19 protein-coding genes and 4 pseudogenes are annotated in these 20,530 nt (G+C 67.5%); 15 read left to right on the top strand and 8 right to left on the bottom strand.

The annotated features are described in order from the left end of the window. Positions 1–106 precede the first annotated feature (106 nt). The 13 genes and pseudogenes from G4G31_RS05150 to G4G31_RS05115 form a co-directional block, all read left to right on the top strand. A pseudogene (locus tag G4G31_RS05150) lies at positions 107–1,804 on the top strand (PAS domain-containing protein); the annotation flags it as partial. Further along, positions 1,797–2,300: a response regulator gene (locus G4G31_RS28870; RefSeq protein ID WP_374011344.1), complete on the top strand. Its 504-nt coding sequence runs from the start codon at positions 1,797–1,799 to the stop codon at positions 2,298–2,300. The pseudogene G4G31_RS05150 and the gene G4G31_RS28870, both read left to right, overlap by 8 nt. 275 nt (positions 2,301–2,575) lie before the next feature. Then, complete coding sequence (locus G4G31_RS25290; RefSeq protein WP_267873656.1) at positions 2,576–3,511, top strand: AI-2E family transporter; 936 nt, start codon at positions 2,576–2,578, stop codon at positions 3,509–3,511. Continuing rightward, positions 3,405–3,704 (top strand): AI-2E family transporter, encoded by a 300-nt coding sequence (locus G4G31_RS27440; RefSeq protein WP_267873655.1) that lies wholly within the window; start codon positions 3,405–3,407, stop codon positions 3,702–3,704. Before G4G31_RS25290 ends, G4G31_RS27440 begins: the two co-directional genes overlap by 107 nt. Continuing rightward, a complete protein-coding gene (locus G4G31_RS25285; protein WP_229425379.1) occupies positions 3,701–4,441 on the top strand; it encodes a hypothetical protein in 741 nt (246 codons plus the stop codon). Before G4G31_RS27440 ends, G4G31_RS25285 begins: the two co-directional genes overlap by 4 nt. A gap of 222 nt (positions 4,442–4,663) precedes the next feature. Continuing rightward, complete coding sequence (locus G4G31_RS25280) at positions 4,664–5,035, top strand: HAD hydrolase-like protein (protein ID WP_229425378.1); 372 nt, start codon at positions 4,664–4,666, stop codon at positions 5,033–5,035. Continuing rightward, the gene (locus G4G31_RS25275) at positions 5,008–5,304 is read left to right on the top strand and encodes an HAD hydrolase-like protein (RefSeq protein ID WP_229425377.1); all 297 of its coding nucleotides are present in this window, start codon (positions 5,008–5,010) and stop codon (positions 5,302–5,304) included. The genes G4G31_RS25280 and G4G31_RS25275 overlap by 28 nt, the downstream gene beginning before the upstream one ends. 96 nt (positions 5,305–5,400) lie before the next feature. Further along, positions 5,401–5,868: a MarR family winged helix-turn-helix transcriptional regulator gene (locus tag G4G31_RS05135; RefSeq protein ID WP_182990571.1), complete on the top strand. Its 468-nt coding sequence runs from the start codon at positions 5,401–5,403 to the stop codon at positions 5,866–5,868. Next, positions 5,772–7,114: pseudogene (locus G4G31_RS28865) on the top strand (FUSC family protein). The gene G4G31_RS05135 and the pseudogene G4G31_RS28865 overlap by 97 nt, the downstream one beginning before the upstream one ends. Then, positions 7,053–7,754: pseudogene (locus tag G4G31_RS28065) on the top strand (FUSC family protein); the annotation flags it as partial. The pseudogenes G4G31_RS28865 and G4G31_RS28065, both read left to right, overlap by 62 nt. 160 nt (positions 7,755–7,914) lie before the next feature. Beyond that, positions 7,915–8,121 (top strand): DUF1656 domain-containing protein, encoded by a 207-nt coding sequence (locus tag G4G31_RS05125; protein ID WP_182990570.1) that lies wholly within the window; start codon positions 7,915–7,917, stop codon positions 8,119–8,121. A 7-nt stretch (positions 8,122–8,128) separates the two neighbouring features. Further along, complete coding sequence (locus tag G4G31_RS05120) at positions 8,129–9,175, top strand: HlyD family secretion protein (protein WP_182990569.1); 1,047 nt, start codon at positions 8,129–8,131, stop codon at positions 9,173–9,175. Then, a complete protein-coding gene (locus G4G31_RS05115) occupies positions 9,057–10,493 on the top strand; it encodes an efflux transporter outer membrane subunit (protein ID WP_229425376.1) in 1,437 nt (478 codons plus the stop codon). Before G4G31_RS05120 ends, G4G31_RS05115 begins: the two co-directional genes overlap by 119 nt. Positions 10,494–10,925: 432 nt before the next feature. Here G4G31_RS05115 and G4G31_RS05110 read toward each other — a convergent pair whose 3' ends face one another. The 4 genes from G4G31_RS05110 to G4G31_RS05095 are packed head-to-tail and all read right to left on the bottom strand — an operon-like array spanning position 10,926 to position 16,009. Next, a complete protein-coding gene (locus tag G4G31_RS05110) occupies positions 10,926–13,136 on the bottom strand; it encodes a xanthine dehydrogenase family protein molybdopterin-binding subunit (RefSeq protein WP_182990568.1) in 2,211 nt (736 codons plus the stop codon). Then, positions 13,133–14,116: a xanthine dehydrogenase family protein subunit M gene (locus G4G31_RS05105; RefSeq protein WP_182990567.1), complete on the bottom strand. Its 984-nt coding sequence runs from the start codon at positions 14,114–14,116 to the stop codon at positions 13,133–13,135. Before G4G31_RS05105 ends, G4G31_RS05110 begins: the two co-directional genes overlap by 4 nt. 10 nt (positions 14,117–14,126) lie before the next feature. Then, complete coding sequence (locus G4G31_RS05100; RefSeq protein WP_374011343.1) at positions 14,127–14,774, bottom strand: (2Fe-2S)-binding protein; 648 nt, start codon at positions 14,772–14,774, stop codon at positions 14,127–14,129. Beyond that, the gene (locus G4G31_RS05095; RefSeq protein ID WP_182990565.1) at positions 14,759–16,009 is read right to left on the bottom strand and encodes an RtcB family protein; all 1,251 of its coding nucleotides are present in this window, start codon (positions 16,007–16,009) and stop codon (positions 14,759–14,761) included. The genes G4G31_RS05100 and G4G31_RS05095 overlap by 16 nt, the downstream gene beginning before the upstream one ends. Positions 16,010–16,192: 183 nt before the next feature. Between G4G31_RS05095 and G4G31_RS05090 the strand changes: the two genes are divergently transcribed. Beyond that, positions 16,193–16,600 carry a hypothetical protein gene (locus tag G4G31_RS05090; protein WP_229425375.1) on the top strand — a complete coding sequence of 136 codons (408 nt, stop codon included), beginning with the start codon at positions 16,193–16,195 and terminating at the stop codon, positions 16,598–16,600. A gap of 33 nt (positions 16,601–16,633) precedes the next feature. On the opposite strand, the gene G4G31_RS05085 is transcribed toward G4G31_RS05090, so the two are convergent. The 3 genes and pseudogenes from G4G31_RS05085 to folE form a co-directional block, all read right to left on the bottom strand. Beyond that, positions 16,634–17,242 (bottom strand): phosphatase PAP2 family protein, encoded by a 609-nt coding sequence (locus G4G31_RS05085; protein ID WP_182990564.1) that lies wholly within the window; start codon positions 17,240–17,242, stop codon positions 16,634–16,636. Positions 17,243–17,541: 299 nt separating this feature from the next. After that, a pseudogene (locus G4G31_RS05080) lies at positions 17,542–17,817 on the bottom strand (transposase); the annotation flags it as partial. A 105-nt stretch (positions 17,818–17,922) separates the two neighbouring features. Beyond that, positions 17,923–18,489 (bottom strand): GTP cyclohydrolase I FolE, encoded by a 567-nt coding sequence (gene folE, locus G4G31_RS05075; RefSeq protein ID WP_182990562.1) that lies wholly within the window; start codon positions 18,487–18,489, stop codon positions 17,923–17,925. 171 nt (positions 18,490–18,660) lie between these two features. Here folE and G4G31_RS05070 point away from each other — a divergent pair, with 171 nt between their 5' ends. After that, the gene (locus G4G31_RS05070) at positions 18,661–19,596 is read left to right on the top strand and encodes a hypothetical protein (RefSeq protein ID WP_182990561.1); all 936 of its coding nucleotides are present in this window, start codon (positions 18,661–18,663) and stop codon (positions 19,594–19,596) included. Positions 19,597–19,683: 87 nt separating this feature from the next. On the opposite strand, the gene nudC is transcribed toward G4G31_RS05070, so the two are convergent. After that, entirely contained in the window at positions 19,684–20,505 is an 822-nt protein-coding gene (gene nudC / locus G4G31_RS05065; protein ID WP_182990560.1) for an NAD(+) diphosphatase, read from the bottom strand. Between the last annotated feature and the right edge of the window lie 25 nt (positions 20,506–20,530).

Genomic DNA, 20,530 nt, shown 5'->3' with positions numbered 1-20,530 from the left:
GTGGAAGGCGACCTCACCATGGCCGCCGCCAGCGGCCTGCCGGCGCAGCTCGCGGCGGCGCTGGCGCGCTGCCGATCGGCCCCGACGGGGCGTATGCGGCCGGGCCGTGCACGGCGCCGCGCCCGTCGTCGTCGCGGATGTGGCGCGCGATCCGCTGCCACCTCCTTACCGGGACCTGGCCGCGGCCCACGGAGTCGGCGCCTGCTGGTCGTTTCCGCTGCATTCCCCGAGCGGACGGGTACTGGGCACGCTGACGTTCTATCACGCGGCCGCGCGCACACCGAGCCCTGCCCTGGCCGCCGAAATCGGCTACTTCACGGATCTGCTGGCGCTGCTGACCGAACGCCACCTGCGCGAACAGGACAGCACCGCGCGCCAGGACGCCGCCGAGCGCGAACTGGCCACGCTGCACGAAGAGTCCGAGCGGCGCCGGCGGCTGTACGAAACCGTGCTGTCGGCAACGCCCGACCTGGTCTATGTGTTCGACCTCGAGCACCGCTTCACCTTCGCCAACGCCGTGCTGCTGAAATTGTTGGGCAAGACGCTCGAGGAAGCGGTCGGCAAGACCTTCCTGGAACTGGGCTACGAGCCCTGGCATGCGGCCATGCACGACCGCGAGATCGAACAGGTGAAGGCGACCAGAAAGCCGATCCGTGGCGAAGTGCCTTTTACCGGCACTGTCGGACCGCGCATCTACGATTACATCTTCGTGCCCATCCTCGGGCCCGACGGCGAAGTCGAGGCGGTGGCCGGCACTACCCGCGACGTTACCGAACGCAAGCGCTTCGAAGAGGAATTGCGCGACAGCGAACTGCGCTTTCGCACCATCACGAATGCCATGCCGCAGATGGTGTGGACGGCGCTGCCCGACGGCACGGTCGACTACCACAACGAGCAGTTCTACGCCTTTGTCGGCATGGCGGCCGGCACCGCCGAGGGCACGGCCTGGGCCGAGAGCCTGCTGCATCCCGACGACCGCGAGCCCGGCCGGGCGCGCTGGGAGCACAGCGTGGCGACCGGCGACCCCTACGAAATCACCTACCGCGCGCGCCACCACTCGGGCGAGTACCGCTGGATCTTGGCGCGCGGCCGTCCGCTGCGCGACGAGAGCGGCGTCATCGTCAAGTGGCTCGGGACCGACACCGACATCCACGAGAGCAAGCTGAACGAAGAAGCGCTGCAGGCCGCGAACCACCGCAAGGACGAGTTCCTGGCGATGCTAGCGCACGAGCTGCGCAATCCCCTGGCGCCGATCAGCGCCGCCGCCCAGGTGCTGCGCCTGATGCCGCACAACGCCGACAAGGTGCGCCAGTACAGCGAGGTCATTTCGCGCCAGGTCAGCCACATGACGACGCTGGTCAACGATCTGCTGGACGTCTCGCGCGTCACGCGCGGCATGGTGCAGCTGGAACAGAGCGAAGTGGACGTCAAATCCGTCGTCACCAGCGCCGCCGAGCAGGTGCATCCGCTGGTGGAGGGCGGAGGGCATGCGCTGGCGCTGCAGCTCGGTTCGGCCCGTGCCTGCGTGCTGGGCGACCGCGCGCGCCTGATCCAGGTCACGGCCAACCTGCTGGCCAACGCTGCCAAGTACACGCCGCGCGGCGGCACCATCACCCTGGCGGTCGATGTCGAAGACGGCAAGGTGCGCATCGTCGTCAGCGACAACGGCAACGGCATCGACGCGGCGCTGCTGCCGCACGTGTTCGACCTGTTCGTGCAGGGCAAGCGCACGCCGGACCGGGCCCGGGGCGGCCTTGGCCTCGGCCTGGCGCTGGTAAAGAATATCGTTGGCATGCATGGCGGCCAGGTCGCGGTGCACAGCGAGGGGGCGGGGCGCGGGGCGCGCTTCACGGTCGAGCTGCCGTCGATGGCGGCGAGCGCGCCGCAGGCGCCATCGGCCCCGTCCTGCCCGCGGCCACGGCAATGTGCGCCGCGCGGCCGCTGCGCATCCTGCTGGTGGACGACAACGTCGACGCCGCCGCCACCCCGGGTGCCCTGCTGGGCGCGGCCGGCCACCAGGTCGACACGATCAACGACCCCTACCGGTACAGGACGCCGCGCTGGCCGCGCCGCCCGACGTCTTCATCCTCGACATCGGCATGCCCGGCATCGACGGCCACGAGCTGGCACGCCGCCTGCGTACCGCACCCGCGCTGCAGGTGGCGCGCTATGTCGCACTGACCGGCTACGGGCAGTCAAGCGACCTCGAATCGTCGCGCCAGGCCGGCTTCGACCACCATTTCGTCAAGCCGGTCGACGCCGCCGCACTGATCGCCGCGCTCGCCGAGATCGCGCCGTAGAGCGTGTGAAAAAATGGTCAGGGCAAGGCGCATCGTCGAAGACAGTACGAGGGTACGGCGAGATGATGCAACGCGGCCATGGCCATTTTTTCACACGCTCGTAGGGTGGCGCAGTCGCCACCGTTTGCCACGCGCAACCGCTCCTGCGCACGCGGGTGGGTGGTAAACGCGACGGCAAACTGCCGGGTTGCCATTGATGCTAGACTGCTGGGCGCCGGCCCTGCCGGTTCAGCGACCACCACAACGCAGCAGCAATGCCGGAGTTCCCGTTCCCGATGCGCGATTCATCCCTGCTCAACAACCTGACCTCGAGCTCGGTCGTCACCGCGACCTGCATTCTCGGACTGCTCTACTTCGGACGCGACGTGCTCGAGCCGCTGGCGCTGGCCTCGATCCTGAGCCTGGTGCTCGCGCCCCTGATCCGCGGCCTGCGCCGCGTCGGCTTCCGGCGCCTGCCGGCGACCCCGGTCTCGGTGCTGCTGGCCGGCACCTGCGTGATCGGCGCCGGTACCATCCTCGCCTTCCAGCTGGTCGCCGTCACCGGCGATTTGCCGCAATACCGCGCCGCCATCCGCTCGAAGATCGAACGCGTGCGCGAGATCACCGAGCGTCCGTTCGCGCGCCTGGAGGCCGAACTGAGCGCGGTGGCGCCGCAGGCACCGGTGCCGCCCCCGCCGCCGGTGACGGTCAAGCGCGGCACGCTCACCACCGGCGCCAATCAACCGCTGCCGGTGGAAATCCGCGCCCCGCGCGCCACCACCCGCGACACGCTGGCACGCCTGTTCGCGCTGGCCTGGGGGCCGATCGGCGAGGCCGGCCTGGTGCTGGTGCTGCTGGTATTCATCCTGCTCGAACACGAATCCCTGCGCGACCGTGCGATCCGCCTGGCGGGCCAGGCCGAGATCAGCCGCACCGTGCGCGCCCTGTCCGACGCCACCCGCGGCGTGTCGCGCTTTTTCCTGTCGCAATTCGTCGTCAACCTCACTTTCGGCAGCCTGATCGGCGTGCTGCTGTGGGGCTTCGGCGTGCCGCATGCGGCGCTGTGGGGCGCGCTCAGCGGCCTGCTGCGCTTCGTGCCCCACCTCGGCATCATGGTGGCGGGGGGTGCTCATCGCCACGTTCGTCGCCGCCATCGATCCGGGCTGGAGCCTGGCGCTGTCCTGCCTGGCGGTATTCGTCGCGCTGGAACTGTTCGTGGCAAACGTGGTTGAGCCGAAGGTATATGGGCACAGCTCGGGCCTGTCGCCGCTGGCCGTGATCGTCTCGGCCCTGTTCTGGGGCGCCCTGTGGGGTCCGGTCGGGCTGCTGCTGTCGACGCCACTGACCCTGTGCCCGGTGGTGGCGGGGCGCCACGTGCGGGCGCTGGAACCGGTCACCATCCTGCTGGGGAAGTGCCGAACGTGAACACGGCGCAGCGCTTTTACCAGCGCGCGCTGGGCGGCGAGACCCACGCCATCCTGGCCGATGCGAAATCCTATCTGGCGCGCCACAGCTTCGCCCGCTATTGCGACCAGATCCTGCTGCCGGGCATTTCGCTGGCCGCGGCCGAACAGCGCAGCGGCCAGATCGAAATGAACCGGGGCGCGCGCATCCGCAGCACCATCGCCGAGGTTGCCGCTACGCTGACGCCGGTGTCGGGCTCGTCGCGGCGGCGGCGCCAGCGTGTGTCGCTGCTCGATGCGAATGTCGGCGCCCACCTGCGCCAGATGCGCGAAGCCCGCCTCGGCCGCTGGCAGGGCTCGCTCGACGTGCCGGCGCATTCCGTGGTGCTGTGCGCGGGCCTGGGCACCGAACGCGACGACCTGCTCAGCGAACTGCTGGTGCGCGCCCTGCGCGAACTCGACATCGATGCGCGCAGGGTCGTCGTTGGAACCGAGCAGGACAATCCCGGCCCGCAGACGGCCGACCTGGTGTCGACCGTGTTCATCACCTATCCGGTCGAATCGATGCTGGACCAGTGGCAGCGCGTGGCCGACGAATTGCGCGCCGCCCTGCCGCACGCGCTGCTGGTGACGATCCGCCTGCCCTTCGGCGAAACCGCCGCCAACCAGAACGTGGTGCAGCAGCATGTCGACATGGTGCTGCGTTCGTTCGAGGAAAGCCTGGCCTTCGTGGTGCCGGAACGCGCCGCCCAGGCGTGAAGGCAGGCGTCAAGGCGGCGCGGGCGCGCTTGTGTATCATGCAAGCGCGCCCTCCTAAGTACTCGACCGAAAATAAATGGGAATTTTGGCAAACAGAACCGGATGCGGTGCAAGGCGGCGGCTGCGCCGCAGTGCGAGCACTGCAAGCAGGAGCCAACGCAGCAACGCGTCGGTTCTGGCAGCCAAAAACACATTTATTTTTGGGTGAGTACTTAAACTGCCATGACCTACCGACTCGCCATCTTCGACTTCGACGGCACGCTGGCCGACTCGTTTCCGTTCTTCCTGAGCGTGTTCAACCAGATCGCCGACCAGCATGGCTTCAGCCGCATCGACCCAGGCCAGGCCGAACGCCTGCGCCACGCGGGCACGCGCGAGGTGATGCGCCACGTCGGCATGCCCGCCTGGAAGCTCCCCTTGGCCGCCGCCAGCTTCAAGAGCCTGATGAGCGCGAATGCGGGGCAGATCCGCCTGTTTCCCCATATCGACCACGCGCTGCGCGAACTGGCCCGCGGCGGCATCACGCTGACCATCGTCTCGTCGAATTCGGAACAGAACGTGCGCCGGTGCTGGGGCCGGAACTGGCCGGCCTGATCAGCCAGTACGAATGCGGCGCCTCGGTCTTCGGCAAGACCGCGCGCATCCGCAAGGTGATCCGGCGCGCGGCGGTGGTGCCAGGCGCGGCGCTCTACATCGGCGACCAGGCCACCGACGCCGACGCCGCCCGCCGCGCCGGCATCGCCTTTGCCGCCGTGCACTGGGGCTATGCGCCAATCGAGGCGCTGCGCAAGGTGGAGCCGGAACACGAGTTCGAGGCGCCGCTGTCGCTGGTGGCGATCGCGTCGATGGTGGCGGAACGATAAGACGTCGGGCAGTATCGATTGGCGAACAGGTGCGGGCGTCAGCAAGAAATTACTTCGCATGCTAAACTTTCGCAATCAAACCAAAATGCGAAGCGCATGGACTCCCTCGACCACACCCTGATGCAACTGACCACCGCCCTCACCCAGGCCTCCCGGGCGTATAAATCGATGGCCGACAAGGTTGCCTCCGAATACAGCCTGTCGCAGGCCACAGCGCTGCCCGTGCTGATCCTGGGCCGTCTTGGCGCGGAAGGCGTGCGTCCCGGCGTGCTGGCCGACGCCTTGGGGCTGGAAGCGTCCTCGCTGGTGCGTGTGGTCGACCTCCTGATCGACAACGGCCTGATCGAACGCCGCGAGGATCCGCAGGACCGGCGCGCGAAGATCCTGCAACTGACCGATGACGGCACCACCCGCGCGGCGCAGATGGAAGCGGCCCTGATTCCGTTTCGCCGCAGCGTGTTCGGCGAATGCGACCCGGCCGACATCGATGCCTGCCTGCGCGTGCTGACCTGCATCCAGTCGCGCATTGGCAAGCCAAGCGAGCAGAATCCAGACAAAGCGTGAAGCTGCCGTCGAAAAACGAGGCGCTCTTTTCGCTGAAAAGTTTCGCCGCCGCGATGCTGGCGCTCTACATCGCGATGCGCATCGGCTTGCCACGTCCGTTCTGGGCGCTGATGACGGCCTACATCGTCGCCGCGCCCTTCGCAGGACCCACCCGCTCGAAAGCCGTGTACCGCTTCGGCGGCACGCTGCTGGGGGCGCTGGCCACGGTGCTGATCGTGCCAGCTTTTGCAAATTCTCCCGAACTGCTGTCGCTGGCGCTGGCCTTGTGGGTGGGCGGCTGCCTGTACCTGTCGCTGCTGGACCGCACGCCCCGTTCCTATGTCGTGATGCTGGCCGGTTACACCGCGGGCCTGATCGCTTTTCCTGCCGTGAACGATCCCGGCACCATCTTCGACATCGCGCTGGCCCGCGTCGAGGAAATCCTGCTCGGCATCAGCTGCGCCACCGTCGTGCATTCGCTGGTCTTTCCGCAGGGTTTCGGCCCGGTGATGCTGGCCCGCCTGGACCACGCGCTGCGCGACGCCCAGGCCTGGATTGCGGACGCGCTGGCCCCCCGGGCGGCACGCCGCAGAGCGCGCTCGATCGCAGGAAGCTGGCCGGAGATATCACGGAATTGCGCATGATGGCCGTGCACCTGCCTTTCGACACTTCGCACCTGCGCTGGACCGCGCAGGCCATCCACGCGCTGCAGGAAAGGCTGGCGGCGATGGTGCCGCTGCTCTCCGCAGTGGAAGACCGGCTGCGCGCGCTGCGCGAACTGGGCGCCCCGGAAGCCTCGTCGCGCTGGCACGCGCTGCTGGCCGATATCACCGCCTGGACCGGTGCCCGCCGCGACGCAACCCTGGCCACCACGCCGGCCGCCCTGCATGGCGCCATCGCTGCCCTCACACCACAGCCGGGGCGCCATGCGGACTGGCCGCAACTGCTGGAACTGAATGTGGGTGCCCGCCTGCGCGCGCTGGTCGACCTGTGCGTGGAAGCGCGCACGCTGCGCGGCCAGATTGGAGAAGGTGCGGACGGCCGCATGCCGCGCCTGGGCCGCGACCTGGCCGGCGTCAAGCCGCAGGCGCTGCACCTGGACCGCGGCCTGGCGATGGTTTCCGCGCTGGCGGCCGTGATCGCGACCCTGGTTTGGCTGCGCCTTCTGGATCCTGACCGGCTGGCCGGCTGGCGCCGCGGTGCCGATGATGGCCGCCGTCATGTCCTGTTTCTTCGCCACCCAGGACGACCCGGTGCCTTTCATTAAAGGCTTCCTGGTGTGGACAATCTATTCGATCCCGCTGTCGGCCTTTTATCTGCTGGCGGTGCTGCCGGCCATCCACAGCTTCGAGATGTTCGTGCTGGCGGCCGCGCCCGTGTTCCTGGTGCTGGGCGTCCTGATTGCGCGTCCAGCCACCTTCGGCAAGGCCATGCCTTTCATGTTCGGCATCGCCGGCACCCTGGCCATGCAGGACACGAATACCGCCGACGCCGCCTCCTTCATCAATGCGACGCTGGCGCAACTGGCCGGCCTGGCGCTGGCGGTGCTCGTCATCGGCATGTTCCGCAGCGTCGGTGCCGGCTGGACCGCGCGCCGCCTGCTGCGCGCCGGCTGGGGAGAACTGGCGCGCATCGGCGATGGCCGGCAAGTGCCTTCCGTGCCGGAATTCTCGGCACGCATGGTCGACCGCATCGCCCTGCTGACGCCGCGCCTGGCGATGGCCGGCTTTCACGCGGATTTGCAGGCGGCCGATGCCCTGGTCGACCTGCGCATCGGCCTGAACATGACGCAGCTGCGCGCCGCCAGCGGCGAACTCGGCCGCAGCCAGGCCGCGCTATGGGCGCTGCTGGAACACCTGGCGCAGCATTTCGCGGCGCGGCCGCAGGTCGACACGCTGGAAGACGCGCACCTGCTCGCTTCGCTCGACAATGCGCTGCGCTCGGTGGCCGCCGCCCAGGGGGCAATGCGCGGCAGCAGGCGCTGGCGGCGCTGGCCGGCATCCGCCGCGACCTGTTCCCGCAGGCGCCCCCGTACCAACCCTCACCCCTGCTTGAAAAGGAGATCCGATGATCGGCGAAGTCAGCCTCTACGGCATCTATTTCCCGCCGCTGTTGCTGCTGGCCCTGCTCGCGCTCGTGGTCTCGCGCCTCGTCAACCGCGTGCTGGCGCGCACCGGCTTTTATCGCCATGTCTGGCATCCGGCGCTGTTTGATTTTTCGCTGTTCGTCATCGTGCTGGGCATGCTTGCCTACCTTTGTTCCAACCTGTTTTGAGATGGTCATGAAATTCAATCCCCGAGCAATCACCCGCGTCGGCATCACCCTGCTGGCCACCGCCGGCGCCGTCTATGCGGGCTGGCAGCTGTGGCGCCACTATGAAATCGAACCCTGGACGCGCGATGGCCGCGTCAAGGCCTATGTGGTGCAGGTCGCGCCCGACGTCACCGGCCAGGTCACGAAGGTGTATGTGCACGACAACCAGCAGGTGCAAGCCGGCGACGTCCTGTTCGACATCGACCGTGCCCGCTTCGAACTCGCGCTGCGCCAGGCCGAAGCGGCCGAGCAGGCGGCGCGCGCGTCGCTCTCCCAGGCCGAACGCGAGGCGCGCCGCAATGTCCAGCTGGGCGACCTGGTGGCCCGGGAAGCGCGCGAGCAGGGCCAGTCGCGCGTCGAGCAGGCCCGTGCGGCGCTGGCGCAAGCGCTCGTCAACCGCGATACCGCGCGCCTGAACCTGGAACGTACGCGGGTGGTGTCGGTGGTGAGCGGTTCCGTCACCAACCTGGACCTGCGTCCCGGGGCGTATGTCAGCGCCAGCCACCCGGTGATGGCCCTGGTCGACCGGGCCTCCTTCTACGTCGAAGGCTATTTCGAGGAAACCAAGCTGGGCGCAATCCACCTCGGCGATCCAGTCGCGGTGTCGCTGATGGGCGCAGGCCAGAAACTCAGCGGCCACGTCGAAAGCTTCGCCGAAGGCATCTCGGACCGCGACCGCAGCACCGGCACCAACATGCTCCCGAATATCAACCCGACCTTCAACTGGGTCCGCCTGGCCCAGCGCATTCCGGTGCGGGTGGCGCTCGACCCGGTGCCGGCCAATGTGCGCCTGGTGGCGGGCCAGACCGCGACCGTGCAGGTGCTGCCGGCCGTTGCGCGCCCCCTGCCACGCCGGCACCGGCGCACACCATGGCGGCCTCACATAAGCGGGGCGCATGATGGCTGCCCGCCGTACTTTCCTCAAGCTGCTGCCGCTGCTGCTGGTCGCCGCCTGCTCGACCACGGTCGGTCCCGACTACCGGGTGCCGGCGCAAGCCGTCGTGGCGCGTCCTGAAGCGGCCACGCCTTTCCTCGGCGCCGCCGACAAGCCGTTCAGCGCGCAGCCGCTGCCAGCGCAGTGGTGGCGCCTGTACCGCGACGCCACGCTGGACGGCCTGGTCGACAAGGCCCCGGCGGCGAATACCGACCTGCGCGTGGCGGCCGCCAACCTGGAGCGTTCGCGCGCCGTCGTCGCCGAGGCCGAGCAATTGCAGCGCCCGGGCGTGGACCTGTCCGCGGCGCCCGCGTTCGGCCGTGCGGCCGGTGCTGTCAGCGGCGTGCCGCACGCGCTGCCGGACCGCGCCAGCTACGACACCGGCCTGCACGTGTCGTACCAGCTCGACCTGTTCGGCAAGATCCGGCGCGCCGTCGAAGCGGCCGGCGCCGATGCCGACGCCGCCCAGGCCGCGCTCGACCTGGCACGGGTGACGGTGGCCGCCGACACCGCGCGCGCCTACGCCCGATGCCTGCGCCACCGGCCAGCAGATCGTGATCGCGCGGCAGTCCGTCGCCTTGCAGGACAAGTTCGTGCGCTCCACCGCCCAGCGGGTGAAGCTTGGCCGCGGCACCGCCCTCGACAACAGCCGCGCGCGGGGCCAACTGGAACAATTGCGCGCAGCGCTGCCACCATTGAAGCACAGCGGCGCGCCGCCCTGTACCGTCTTGCCGTGCTGACCGGTGACGTTCCCGGCCGCTTTCCGCCGGCGGTGGCCCAATGCGAACGCGCGCCGCAACTGGCATCGACCATTCCAGTCGGCGACGGTGCCGCCCTGCTGCGGCGGCGACCGGACATTCGCCAGGCCGAACGCCAGCTGGCCGCCACCACCGCGCGCATCGGCGTGGCCACCGGCGAGCTGTATCCGGCGATCAGCCTGGGCCTGTCCGCCGGCAGCAGCGGCACCCTGTCCGGCTTCGGCGAAGGCAACACGCTGCGCTACAGCCTGGGCCCCCTGATTTCGTGGAGCCTGCCGGCCACCGGCACGGCGCGCATGCACATCGCCCAGGCCGAAGCGGGAACGGGCGGCGCGCTGGCGCGCTTCGACGGCGTGGTGCTGAACGCCCTGCGCGAAACCGAGACGGCGCTCAGCACCTATGCGCGCGAGCTCGACCGCAATGCGGCCCTGCGCGCGGCACGCGACCAAAGTGCGCTGGCGGCACAGCAGGCCGACAGGCTGTACCGCTTCGGCCGCACCGATTTCCTCACCACCCTCGACGCCCAGCGCACGCTGGCGACCAGCGAGGCGGCGGTGGCGGCATCGAATGCGGCGCTGGCGAGCGATCAGGTGACGCTGTTCCTGGCGCTGGGTGGGGGGTGGGAAGGGGCACCACGCTGATCACGGATCGTTGGCGGCTCCGGATTTCGGTAGGGTGGGCACCCCGTGCCCATGCGATAACTGCGCGCGTATATCGCTTGCGGTGAATGGTCGCTGCCGCGGTCTGAAACGTATGGACTGGCTGATCGATATCCGGTACGGCTCGCGGAGCCGATGCGAGCGCTCAGTCATCGATCCGGAACTGGCGGACACGACGGTACCGCGTGGGCACGGGGTGCCCACCCTACGAAACCGTCCACGGTGACCGTAGGGTGGACGCGGCCGGCGAGGCGGCTCGGCCGTCCACGCGGTGATTGTCGGCAGCAAAACCCTCGCGCACGATGATGCTACCGCCAGCGATTCCCGCGTCGGGGTACGCAGGCTGGATGCCCGCGTGACGAGTCGCCCCGCAGCCCGCACCTCGCCGGCCACACCTCGCCGGCCGCACCAACCCTACAACAATTTATCGAGCGTAATCGGCAACGCGCGGATCCGCTTGCCGGTCGCGTGATACACGGCATTCGCCACTGCCGCCGCCACGCCGGTGATGCCGATTTCGCCGATGCCCTTGGCGCCGAGCGGATTCACGTGCGGATCCTCTTCTTCGACCACCTGCACATCGATATGGCCGATATCCGCATTCACCGGCACGTGGTATTCCGCCAGGTTGCCGTTGACGGCGCGGCCGTTGCGCGGGTCGATCACGGTTTCCTCGAGCAGCGCCATGCCCAGGCCGCCGACGATGCCGCCCATCAGCTGGCTGTGCCCGGTCTTCGCGTTCATGAGTTTCCCCACGCCGTACACGCCGACCACGCGCGGCACCCGCACTTCGCCCAGCGCTTCGTCCACATGGACTTCGACGAACACCGCACCAAAAGCGTGCATCGAGAACTGCTTGCTGGCGTCGCCCGGTTCGGCCTCGGCCATGGCTTCCACCGGCCCACCGCCATGGCGCCCGACGATGCTTGCCATCGCCTCGCGCCGGGATGGATCGGCACGCAGGAACAGTTCGCCATCCTGTGCATCGACCTCGTCGGCGGTGACGCCGTACAGTGGCGAGCGTTCGTCCGCCACCGCGATGCCGATCAGTTTCAGGCGCAAGGCGCCACCCGCCGCCAGCACCGCCGACCCCACGCTCGCGACGGTTGTCGAGCCGCCGGACACGGGAGCCTCGGGCAATTGCGAATTGCCCAGCTCGAAACGGACGCGCGCGACCGGCACGCCCAGGCCATCGGCGGCGATCTGCGTCATGACGGTATAGGTGCCGGTGCCCAGGTCCTGGGTACTCGAGCGGAACACGACACTCCCGTCAGGCGCCATCGTGGCCGAACAGGCGCCCTTGGAACGGTTGGTCGGATAGGTGGCCGTCGCCATGCCCCAGCCAACCAGCTTATCGCCTTCGCGCATCGAACGCGGCTGCGGGTTGCGCCGGCTCCAGCCGAAGCGCTCGGCGCCGACTTCGTAGCACTGGCGCAGCGATTTGCTGGAGAACGGCAAATCCTTGCCCGGATCGCGCTCGGTATAGTTTTGCAGGCGCAGCTGCAGCGGGTCGATGCCGAGTTCATGGGCCAGTTCGTCCATGCCTGACTCCAGCGCGAACGACCCCGAGGCTTCACCGGGCGCACGCATGAAGGTCGGCGTGCCCAGGTGCATGCGCGCCAGGCGGTGCGAGGTTTCCTGGTTCGGCACTGCGTACATCATGCGCGTCATCAGCCCGCAAGGCTCGATCCAGTCTTCGATCATCGAGGTGTAGGCGACGGTGTCATGGGCGCTGCCGGTGAGGCGGCCGTCGCCCATCGCCGCCAGGCGCATGCGCTGCTCGGTGACCGGACGCTGGCCGACCGGGCCAAACATCTGGTTGCGGTCGAGCACCAGGCGCACCGGCCGGCCCGCCATTTTTGCCGCCATGGCGGCCAGCACCACGTGCGACCACACCGAGCCCTTGCAGCCGAAGCCGCCGCCCACATACGGACACAGCACGGTGACGTTTTCCGGGTCGATGCCGAGCGTGCCCGCCACGGTGCGCTGCACGCCCTTCATGTACTGGGTCGAGTCGTACAGCGTCAGGTGTTCGCCGTCCCAGGCCGCAATCGTCGCGTGCGGCTCGATCGGGTTGTGGTGCTCGATCGGCGTGCGGTAAGTGACGTCGATGCGACTGCTGCCGGCCAGCAGGCCCGTCTGCAAATCGCCACGTTTCGTGTCCGGCTTTTGCGTGAGCACTTTTTCTGGAGGATGCACGTGCTGCTTCGCTTCCTCGAAGTCGAGCAGGGCCGGCTTGTGCTCGTACTCGACACGCAGGCGCGCCGCCGCCTCGCGCGCGGCCTCGAAGGTTTCGGCGACGACAACGGCGATCGGCTGGTTGTTGTAGTGGACGTCGGCGTCCTGCAGCAGCGACAGCACGCGGCCGATCGGCGGCGATACCTTGCCGGCCCTGGTCTCGCGCGGCAGCCGCAGCACGTTTTCATGGCTCATCACCAGCAGCAGGCCCGGCACCTGCTGCGCGTCGCTGCTGTCGATCCGCTTGACGCGTCCGTTCGGGATGGTGCTGGTAACGAGCACCGCATGGGCCAGGTTATCGACCGGGTGCTCGGCCGAGTAGCGCGCCGCGCCGCTGACCTTGTCCCAGCCGTCGGTACGATTCATGGGTGCGCCGATGCTGTTCATGCGCGTCCTCCCGCAATGCGCAGTGCCCGGGCGATGGCACGCGGCACCAGCTCGACCTTGAAGGCATTATGGACATAGGGCTGGGCGCCGGCCACGGCAGCCGCGCCGGCACGCGCGATCGCATCCTCACTCAAGGGCTGGCCACGCAGCAGGTCCTCCGCCTCGACGGCCCGCCATGGTTTATGGGCGACGCCGCCCAGCACCAGGCGCAGGTCGCGCACGACATCACACTGCAAGTCGAGGACGGTCGCCACCGACACCAGCGCGAAGGCATAGCTGGCGCGGTCGCGCACTTTTACATAATGCGATTGCGCGGCAAACGGCGGCGGCAGGTCGATGGCCGTGATCAGTTCGCCCGGTGCGATGACGGTGTCAAACTGCGGCTGATCGCCCGGCAGGCGGTGGAAATCAGCCATCGGCACCACACGTTCGCCATCCGGCCCCGCCAGGCGCACCCTCGCGTCCAGCGCCACCAGGGCCACGGCCATGTCCGAGGGGTTGGTGGCGATGCAGGACGGACTGGCACCAAGAATGGCGTGGATGCGATTGAAACCGTCGATGGCCGCGCAGCCGGAACCAGGCACGCGCTTGTTGCAGTGTTCGAAAGCAGGATCGGTGAAGTAATAGCAGCGCGTGCGCTGCAGCAGGTTGCCGCCCACGGTGGCCATGTTGCGCAACTGCGCCGTGGCACCGTTCAGGATCGCTTCCGACAGCACGCGATAGCGCGTGCGCACCAGCGGGTGATTCGCCGCGACCGTGTTGCTGGCCATCGCACCGATGCGCAGTCCGCCGTCGGTCAATTCCTCGACCCCGTTCAGCGCCAGCCGGCTGACGTCGACCAGGCGCACCGGCCGCTCGATGCCGCTCTTGTACAGGTCGAGCAAATTGGTGCCGCCGCCGATGTACTTGCTGCCGGGCTCGCTGCCCAGTTCGATCGCGTGGGCGAGGTCGCGCGCCCGTTCATAGCTCAGTGAATGCACGCTGCCTCCCTCATTGACCGGCGACGCTGGCCGCAGTGCGGATTGCCGCGACGATGTTCTGGTAGGCGCCGCAGCGGCACAGGTTGCCGCTCATGCGCTCACGGATTTCCTCCTCGCTGAGTTGCACCAGCCGCTCGCCGCGCGTGACGGCGCTGGCTTGCCCTTCAGCCAGTTCGCGCAGCAGCGCCACCGTCGAGCACACCTGGCCGGGCGTGCAATAGCCGCACTGGAAAGCGTCGTGGTCCATGAAGGCTTGCTGCACCGGGTGCGGCTTGTCACCCTGCGCCAGCCCCTCCACGGTGGTGATCTCGCGGCCGTCGTGCATCACCGCCAGCGTCAGGCAGGAATTGATGCGCTGGCCATCGACGAGCACGGTACAGGCGCCGCACTGGCCGCGGTCGCAACCTTTCTTGGTACCGGTCAGCCCGATACGATCGCGCAGCGCGTCGAGCAGGCTGACGCGCGGCTCGACCAGTAGCTGGTGGTCTGTCCCGTTAATGCGCAGGGTCAGAGGCTGCGGTGGAACGTAGGGCGGCGCCTGCTGCGCCATGGCATGTTGATCGTCGTCTGGCATGGTCTTCTCGTCGGTTGGATGGATCCGGGACGTGGTGCACCTGCGGCCCGCCGCAATGCGCCTGCTGGTTATCCTTTCACGCAGACAATCTGCTTCAGGGTATGCACCACCTCCACCAGTTCGCTTTGCGCCCGCATGACGGCATCGATGTCCTTGTAGGCCATCGGGATTTCGTCGATCACGGCATCGTCCTTGCGTGATTCGACGCCCTGCGTGGCGCGTTCCATGTCGGCGCGGGTAAAGCGCCGCTTGGCTTCGGTGCGGCTCATCAGGCGGCCGGCCCCATGGCTGCAGCTATTGAAACTTTCCGGGTTACCCTTGCCGCGCACGATGAAGCTCTTTGCGCCCATCGACCCAGGAATGATGCCCAATTCGCCGGTGCGCGCCGAGACCGCACCTTTGCGCGTGATCATCACGTCGCGGCCGAAGTGGCGCTCTTGCTGCACATAGTTGTGATGGCAATTGACCGCCTCGACATGGGTCTCGAAGGGCTTTGGAATCACGGCACGTACCGCGTGGATCAGGTTCTGCATCATCACGTCGCGGTTGGTGCGCGCGAACTTCTGCGCCCAGCCGACGGCTTCCACGTAATCGTCGTAGTGCTGGGTGCCCTCCTGCAGGTAGGCCAGGTCGTCGTCGGGCAAGTTCACCATGTGGCGGCGCATGTCCTGCTTGGCCAGTTCGATGAAATGGGTGCCGATCGCGTTGCCGACTCCGCGCGAGCCGGAGTGCAGCATCAACCACACAAAATTGTCTTCATCGAGGCAGATCTCGACGAAATGGTTGCCGCTGCCGAGCGTGCCGAGATGCTTGTAGTTGTTCGTGCCGCGCAGTTTCGGCCACTTGCGGCACAGCGCGTCGAATTCGTCCTTCAGTTTCGCCCAGCCGGCGTCGACGGGCGGCGGCGGGCGGTCCCATGAGCCGACGTCGCGCCCTCTTGCATTGCGCGTCTTCGGCGACATTCCGTGCGGAATCGCCTGTTCGATGGCGCTGCGCAGTTTGCCCAGGCTGTCGGGCAAGTCAGTCGCACGCAGCGTGGTTTTTGCCGCCATCATGCCGCAGCCGATGTCGACCCCAACCGCGGCCGGGATCACCGCGCCCAGCGTCGGAATCACGCTGCCGATGGTCGAGCCCTTGCCAATGTGCACGTCGGGCATGACAGCCACGTGGTGGTAAACGAAAGGCAACTCGGCCAGTTTGGCGAGCTGGTCCTTGGCACCGGGTTCGACGGGCACGCCGCGCGTCCACATCTTGACCGGTTTGACGGTCGACCTGGCACTTGCGCCGGTGTCGAGCAGTTCGTATTCGGGTTGCTTCATTGCAGGAAGGGTGAAAACGACATGAATTCATCATCGCCGATTTCGCAAAAACGGGGAGTCCGGGAGAGTCCCGCTGTGTCGGCCGCCGACCTGTCTTCCAGGTGCTGTGTTGCAAGGCAAGAATGACGCGTTCTATACTGGCCGCGGCGCCGGCGCCTGCCGGCCCCCACCTGGACTCCATGCATGCGTAAACTTCTTCTGCTCGCTCCCCTGTTGCTGGCCGGTTGCGTCGACGATTCGGCCACCTATTACATCGAAGGGAACCAGCACGCGCTGACGGTGCGTGCGCGGCAGGAGCAGTTCTGGAAGAAGGACGTCACGCTGGAGCTGATTGCCGCGCGCATGCCGGATTGCCAGCGCCGCATCGAACTGGGCAGGCTGCCGATGTCGGACGTGGACCTGGAATTGTTCGCCTCCGGCGAGAACATCTATACGCTGCGTGCGGGCGAACAGGCATGGCGGGTGGAAACGCAGGGCTGCAGCAAAATGGACGCGCCGGAACAGGTTACCGGGCAGCCGCTCGGCCTGTTCCACCTCGACGAGAACAAGAAGCTGGTGTTCGAGGAAGCGGCGGCGCCAACGACGCAGTAGGGATACAGCGCGCCCGGGGTGTATGGCTCAGCGCTAAGGACGGATCCAGCCGCGCGCGATCGGCAAAGCCAGTACACGGCGGTAAATCGAACGCATCAGCGGCACCAGCATGGCCGCCAGCGCCAGGCCGAAGCGGCCATTGGCCAGCAGCGCGCCCACCAGCGACACCACCAAGGCCATTGCCATGTCCAGCGGCCAATGCACGCCCAGGAAAACGCGGGCCCAGGCCACCACCACGGCCAGTCCCAGGAGGACATAGCCGAAGCGGCGCGCCTCGCCCACGCTGCTCAGCACCAGAGCCAGTGCCACCGAGAACATGCCGGTCGCGTGGTCGCTCGGAAAGGAACTGTCCGGTGCGTGATGCAGGAAAGTCTGACCGACCCCGACCATGAAGGGACGCGGATGGAACCACATCAGGCCGATGACTTTGCTCAGCGTGAAGGCAACGATGGCCGCCAGCAGCGCGCGTACGGCCGCTTCGCGCTGTGCCGCCGTGCCATTGGTCCACATCAGCACCAGGCCCAGCGGCACCGCCAGGACGATCCACTCGGCAGCAAACAGGGCGCCGTGCAGGCGCCAGCCCGCGAGGCCAGGAGCGGCGTTAATAAAGGAAAACAGGAACTGGTTCAGGTGATCGAACATGGCTGGATGCAATAAAGACAATAGTCCAGCTTAGCCCAGCCGGCAGATGCGCACGATTCGAAATCGCAACAGATTGTGACAAGCGGCGTGCAGTGGTGAAAAGCTCTGTCGCAGCGCAGACAAACGCGTTCGATGAAGGGAACTTTTGTGGCTAACAGTGCACACAGCCGCTGAGACACTGCACGCGCCTGGGCATGCGCAGCATCGGGACGGCTGCCTCTGCGCCGCCCTCGGTATCCGGAAACCTCCGCTCAGTGCGGCCTCAGCAGCCTGTGCAATTGCGCGATCTCGGCATCGCGGCCGATGCGGTCGAGCGTCTGCTCGAGCAGGGTGCGATCGCCCTCGCGCAGCATCGTCCATTGGGTGAAATACTCGTGCACGGTGCGCCAGGGAGGGAATTCACGCGGCAGGCTGCGCCAGGCGATGCCCGTGTGCAGGAAATACAGCACCGCGCAATACACATCGTAGAGGTCATGCTTGCGCGGGCGCGTCTTGCGCCGTGCCGCTTCGAGCATGTCGCGCACGAGCTCGAACTGCTCGCGTGGAATATCGCTGGGGAATTCGGGCCTGGCCATGTCGTCGCCCCAAAATCCCTTTGAGGGCGAAGTTCCGGAACAGGTTCCCGAACTGCAGCGCCGGCCCGCGGAAAGCTGTTCGGCCAGGGCCGGCAGGGGTGCAGGTCAGTCGCGTGCGAGTGCGAGGAATTCGGTACGCAGCGCCAGGTTCGGCTGCAATTCGCCCAGCATGCAGGAGGTGATGGTTTCTTCGCCCTGGGTACGGATGCCGCGGCTTTCCATGCACATGTGGCGGCACTTGACGACCACGCCGACCGCCTTCGGTTCCAGCACTTCCATCAGCGCGTTGGCGATCTGCATCGTCATGCGCTCCTGCACCTGCAGGCGCTTCGAGAAAATGTCGACCAGGCGGGTCAGCTTCGACAGGCCGACGATCTTCCCGTTCGGCAGGTAGCCGACGGTGGCCTTGCCGAAGAATGGCGCCAGGTGGTGTTCGCAATGACTGTAGACCGGGATGCCGCGCACCACGATCAATTCGTTGTATTGCTCGGCACCGTCCTCGAAGGCTTTCAGGACTTCGACCGGGTTCTGGTCGTAGCCGGAAGTCCAGTGCTTCCAGGCTTTGGCAACGCGCGCAGGCGTTTCGTGCAGGCCAGGGCGGTTCGGATCCTCACCGAGGCTGGCCAGCAGGCGGCGCCAGTCGTGCTCGGTGAATGCTTCTTTGTCGGACATGGGGAAACCTTGGAAAGTGCGCCTGAAAAATGCGCTGAAAAATGCGATTGCCGCCAGTATATAGAAAATGCGCGAAAGCGACTGGAGGCTGCCATTTTCTTGAGCAAACCGAACTCAACGCTGACAAGCTTGGGCTAGCGTGAATCCGTTCTCATGCGACGGAGGCGGCCTATGTTCGGAAGCTCGGTACTGGAATTGGCAATCGGTTTGACGTTCTGCTATGGCACGGTGGCGCTGATCGTGACCACGGTGCAGGAGGCACTGGCGGCGGCTTTTCGCCTGCGCGCCAATACGCTGCTGGCCGGCATCAAAAGCATGCTGAACGACCCACGCTTCGAGGCGCTGGCGCAGGCCGTGTATGCCCATCCGCTCGTCAATCCGCACAGCGACGGCAGCACGGTCGCCGAACCGGCGCTTGCGGCGCGCCCATCCTATATCGAACCGGCGCACTTCGCGATCGCGCTGATCGACAGCATCCAGCAGGTACCAGGCAACTTCGCGCGGCTCGGCGCGGATATCGATGCCGTCAGCGACCCGCAGGTACGGCGCGCACTGCACGCCCTGCACGCGCGCGCCGGTGGCGACCTGGAGCGCTTCCAGCGCCTGGTCGCCGGCTGGTTCGACAATGCGATGCAGCGCGTGTCGGGCAGCTACAAACGGCGCCAGCTCCTGATTTCCTTCCTGGTCTCGCTGCTGCTGGCGATCCTGTTCAATATCGACAGTATCGCCCTGTTCCGCACCCTGTGGCAGCAGCCTCAGCTGGCCGCGCACATCGGCGCCGTGCCCAGCGCGCTGGACGCGCAAACCCTGCGCCAGCTGTGGGCCCTGCCGATCGGCTGGCAAAGCTTTCCGCCGGTCCTGAATGCCGCTTTCGCGCTGCAGGTGGCGGGCTGGATCGTGACGGCCGCCACGACGCTGTTCGGCGCCCCGTTCTGGTTCGACCTGCTGCAGCGCGCGGTGCAGCTGCGCGGTACCGGCGCGCGCCCCGACGACAGCGCGCGGGTGGAGCTCGTGCCGTCGTTCGCACCAGCCCCGGCCGGCGCACAGGTCGGCAGCGTCGCGCTGGAAGTGCGTGGCGCGCCGGCCTTGCCGCCAGCGGTGCAGTAATCCTCGCAGCTCGACAAAGTGCGCACGGCAAGGCGCGGCGGCACCGCAGTACGCCGCCGCGCAGCCAGCGGCTTATATGCGTCGCGCCTAGCGTCCCGGTGGCCGGTGCGCGTCGACCAGCACGCTCGACACCGACACCTGCGGCACGCGCTCGGGCCACTCATCATCCGGTCCGAACCAGCGCGCCTCGGCAATCTCGGTGGGATCGACGCGGATCTCGCCACCCGCGTAGTCGGCCGTAAAAGCGATCATCAACGAATGCGGGAAGGGCCATGACTGGCTCGCGAAATACTGCAGGTTCCTCACCTGCAATCCTACCTCCTCGTACACCTCGCGGTGGATCGCTTCCTCGATCGATTCGCCCGCTTCCAGGAATCCCGCCAGCGGCGTGAAGCGTTTCGTGGGCGAGGCCACGTGCATCGCCAGCAGCACCGCGTCGCCCTTGCGGATCAGGACCATCATCGCCGGCGAAATGCGCGGGTAGGCCAGGTGCCCGCAATGGGCGCACCTGAAGCTGCGTTCGTGCAGCACGCGCGCCATCGGATGGGCGCAAGCGCCGCAGAAACGGTGCGTGCGCGCCCATTCGGCGATCTGCGCGGCGCGCCCGGCCACGCCCATCAGCTGCTCGTCGAAGGCGCCGAACAGCAGCGAACGCAGGCCGTGCCAGGCGTAGCCTTCGAGCGCCGCCTCCTGGTCGAGCCAGCCCGCCTGGCAATAGCGCTCGCCGAGCAGGCCGACCGGCTGGACCCGGGCCGGGTCGAGCCCGATTTGCGCCAGGGCCGCGGCGTCCGGCAGGGCCAGGTCGTGTTCGCGCACGAGCAGGCGCCCGCCATGGAACAGGAAAGTCAGGGGGGCGTCGTGTTGCTGGGGCGCCATCAGCGGCGTGAAGGTCGGGGGCGTTTGCAGCATCGTCGGTCACGGATGAGGATTCAAG

This window comes from Massilia sp. Se16.2.3, from assembly GCF_014171595.1.
In the GTDB taxonomy this organism is placed as follows: domain Bacteria; phylum Pseudomonadota; class Gammaproteobacteria; order Burkholderiales; family Burkholderiaceae_D; genus Telluria.
Note: the sequence above shows the minus strand (reverse complement) of the source record. Positions and strands in the feature narration are given on the sequence as shown.

What these genes read in the sequence shown, in the direction of transcription:
- G4G31_RS25280 (WP_229425378.1), top strand. Translation starts at nt 4,664, where the DNA reads ATGACCTACCGACTCGCCATCTTCGACTTCGACGGCACGCTGGCCGAC.
- G4G31_RS25290 (WP_267873656.1), top strand. Translation starts at nt 2,576, where the DNA reads ATGCGCGATTCATCCCTGCTCAACAACCTGACCTCGAGCTCGGTCGTC.
- nudC (WP_182990560.1), bottom strand. Translation starts at nt 20,505, where the DNA reads ATGCTGCAAACGCCCCCGACCTTCACGCCGCTGATGGCGCCCCAGCAA.
- folE (WP_182990562.1), bottom strand. Translation starts at nt 18,489, where the DNA reads ATGTCCGACAAAGAAGCATTCACCGAGCACGACTGGCGCCGCCTGCTG.
- G4G31_RS05090 (WP_229425375.1), top strand. Translation starts at nt 16,193, where the DNA reads ATGCGTAAACTTCTTCTGCTCGCTCCCCTGTTGCTGGCCGGTTGCGTC.
- G4G31_RS05115 (WP_229425376.1), top strand. Translation starts at nt 9,057, where the DNA reads ATGATGGCTGCCCGCCGTACTTTCCTCAAGCTGCTGCCGCTGCTGCTG.
- G4G31_RS05085 (WP_182990564.1), bottom strand. Translation starts at nt 17,242, where the DNA reads ATGTTCGATCACCTGAACCAGTTCCTGTTTTCCTTTATTAACGCCGCT.
- G4G31_RS05120 (WP_182990569.1), top strand. Translation starts at nt 8,129, where the DNA reads ATGAAATTCAATCCCCGAGCAATCACCCGCGTCGGCATCACCCTGCTG.
- G4G31_RS05135 (WP_182990571.1), top strand. Translation starts at nt 5,401, where the DNA reads ATGGACTCCCTCGACCACACCCTGATGCAACTGACCACCGCCCTCACC.
- G4G31_RS05125 (WP_182990570.1), top strand. Translation starts at nt 7,915, where the DNA reads ATGATCGGCGAAGTCAGCCTCTACGGCATCTATTTCCCGCCGCTGTTG.
- G4G31_RS28870 (WP_374011344.1), top strand. Translation starts at nt 1,797, where the DNA reads ATGGCGGCCAGGTCGCGGTGCACAGCGAGGGGGCGGGGCGCGGGGCGC.
- G4G31_RS05110 (WP_182990568.1), bottom strand. Translation starts at nt 13,136, where the DNA reads ATGAACAGCATCGGCGCACCCATGAATCGTACCGACGGCTGGGACAAG.
- G4G31_RS05070 (WP_182990561.1), top strand. Translation starts at nt 18,661, where the DNA reads ATGTTCGGAAGCTCGGTACTGGAATTGGCAATCGGTTTGACGTTCTGC.
- G4G31_RS05095 (WP_182990565.1), bottom strand. Translation starts at nt 16,009, where the DNA reads ATGAAGCAACCCGAATACGAACTGCTCGACACCGGCGCAAGTGCCAGG.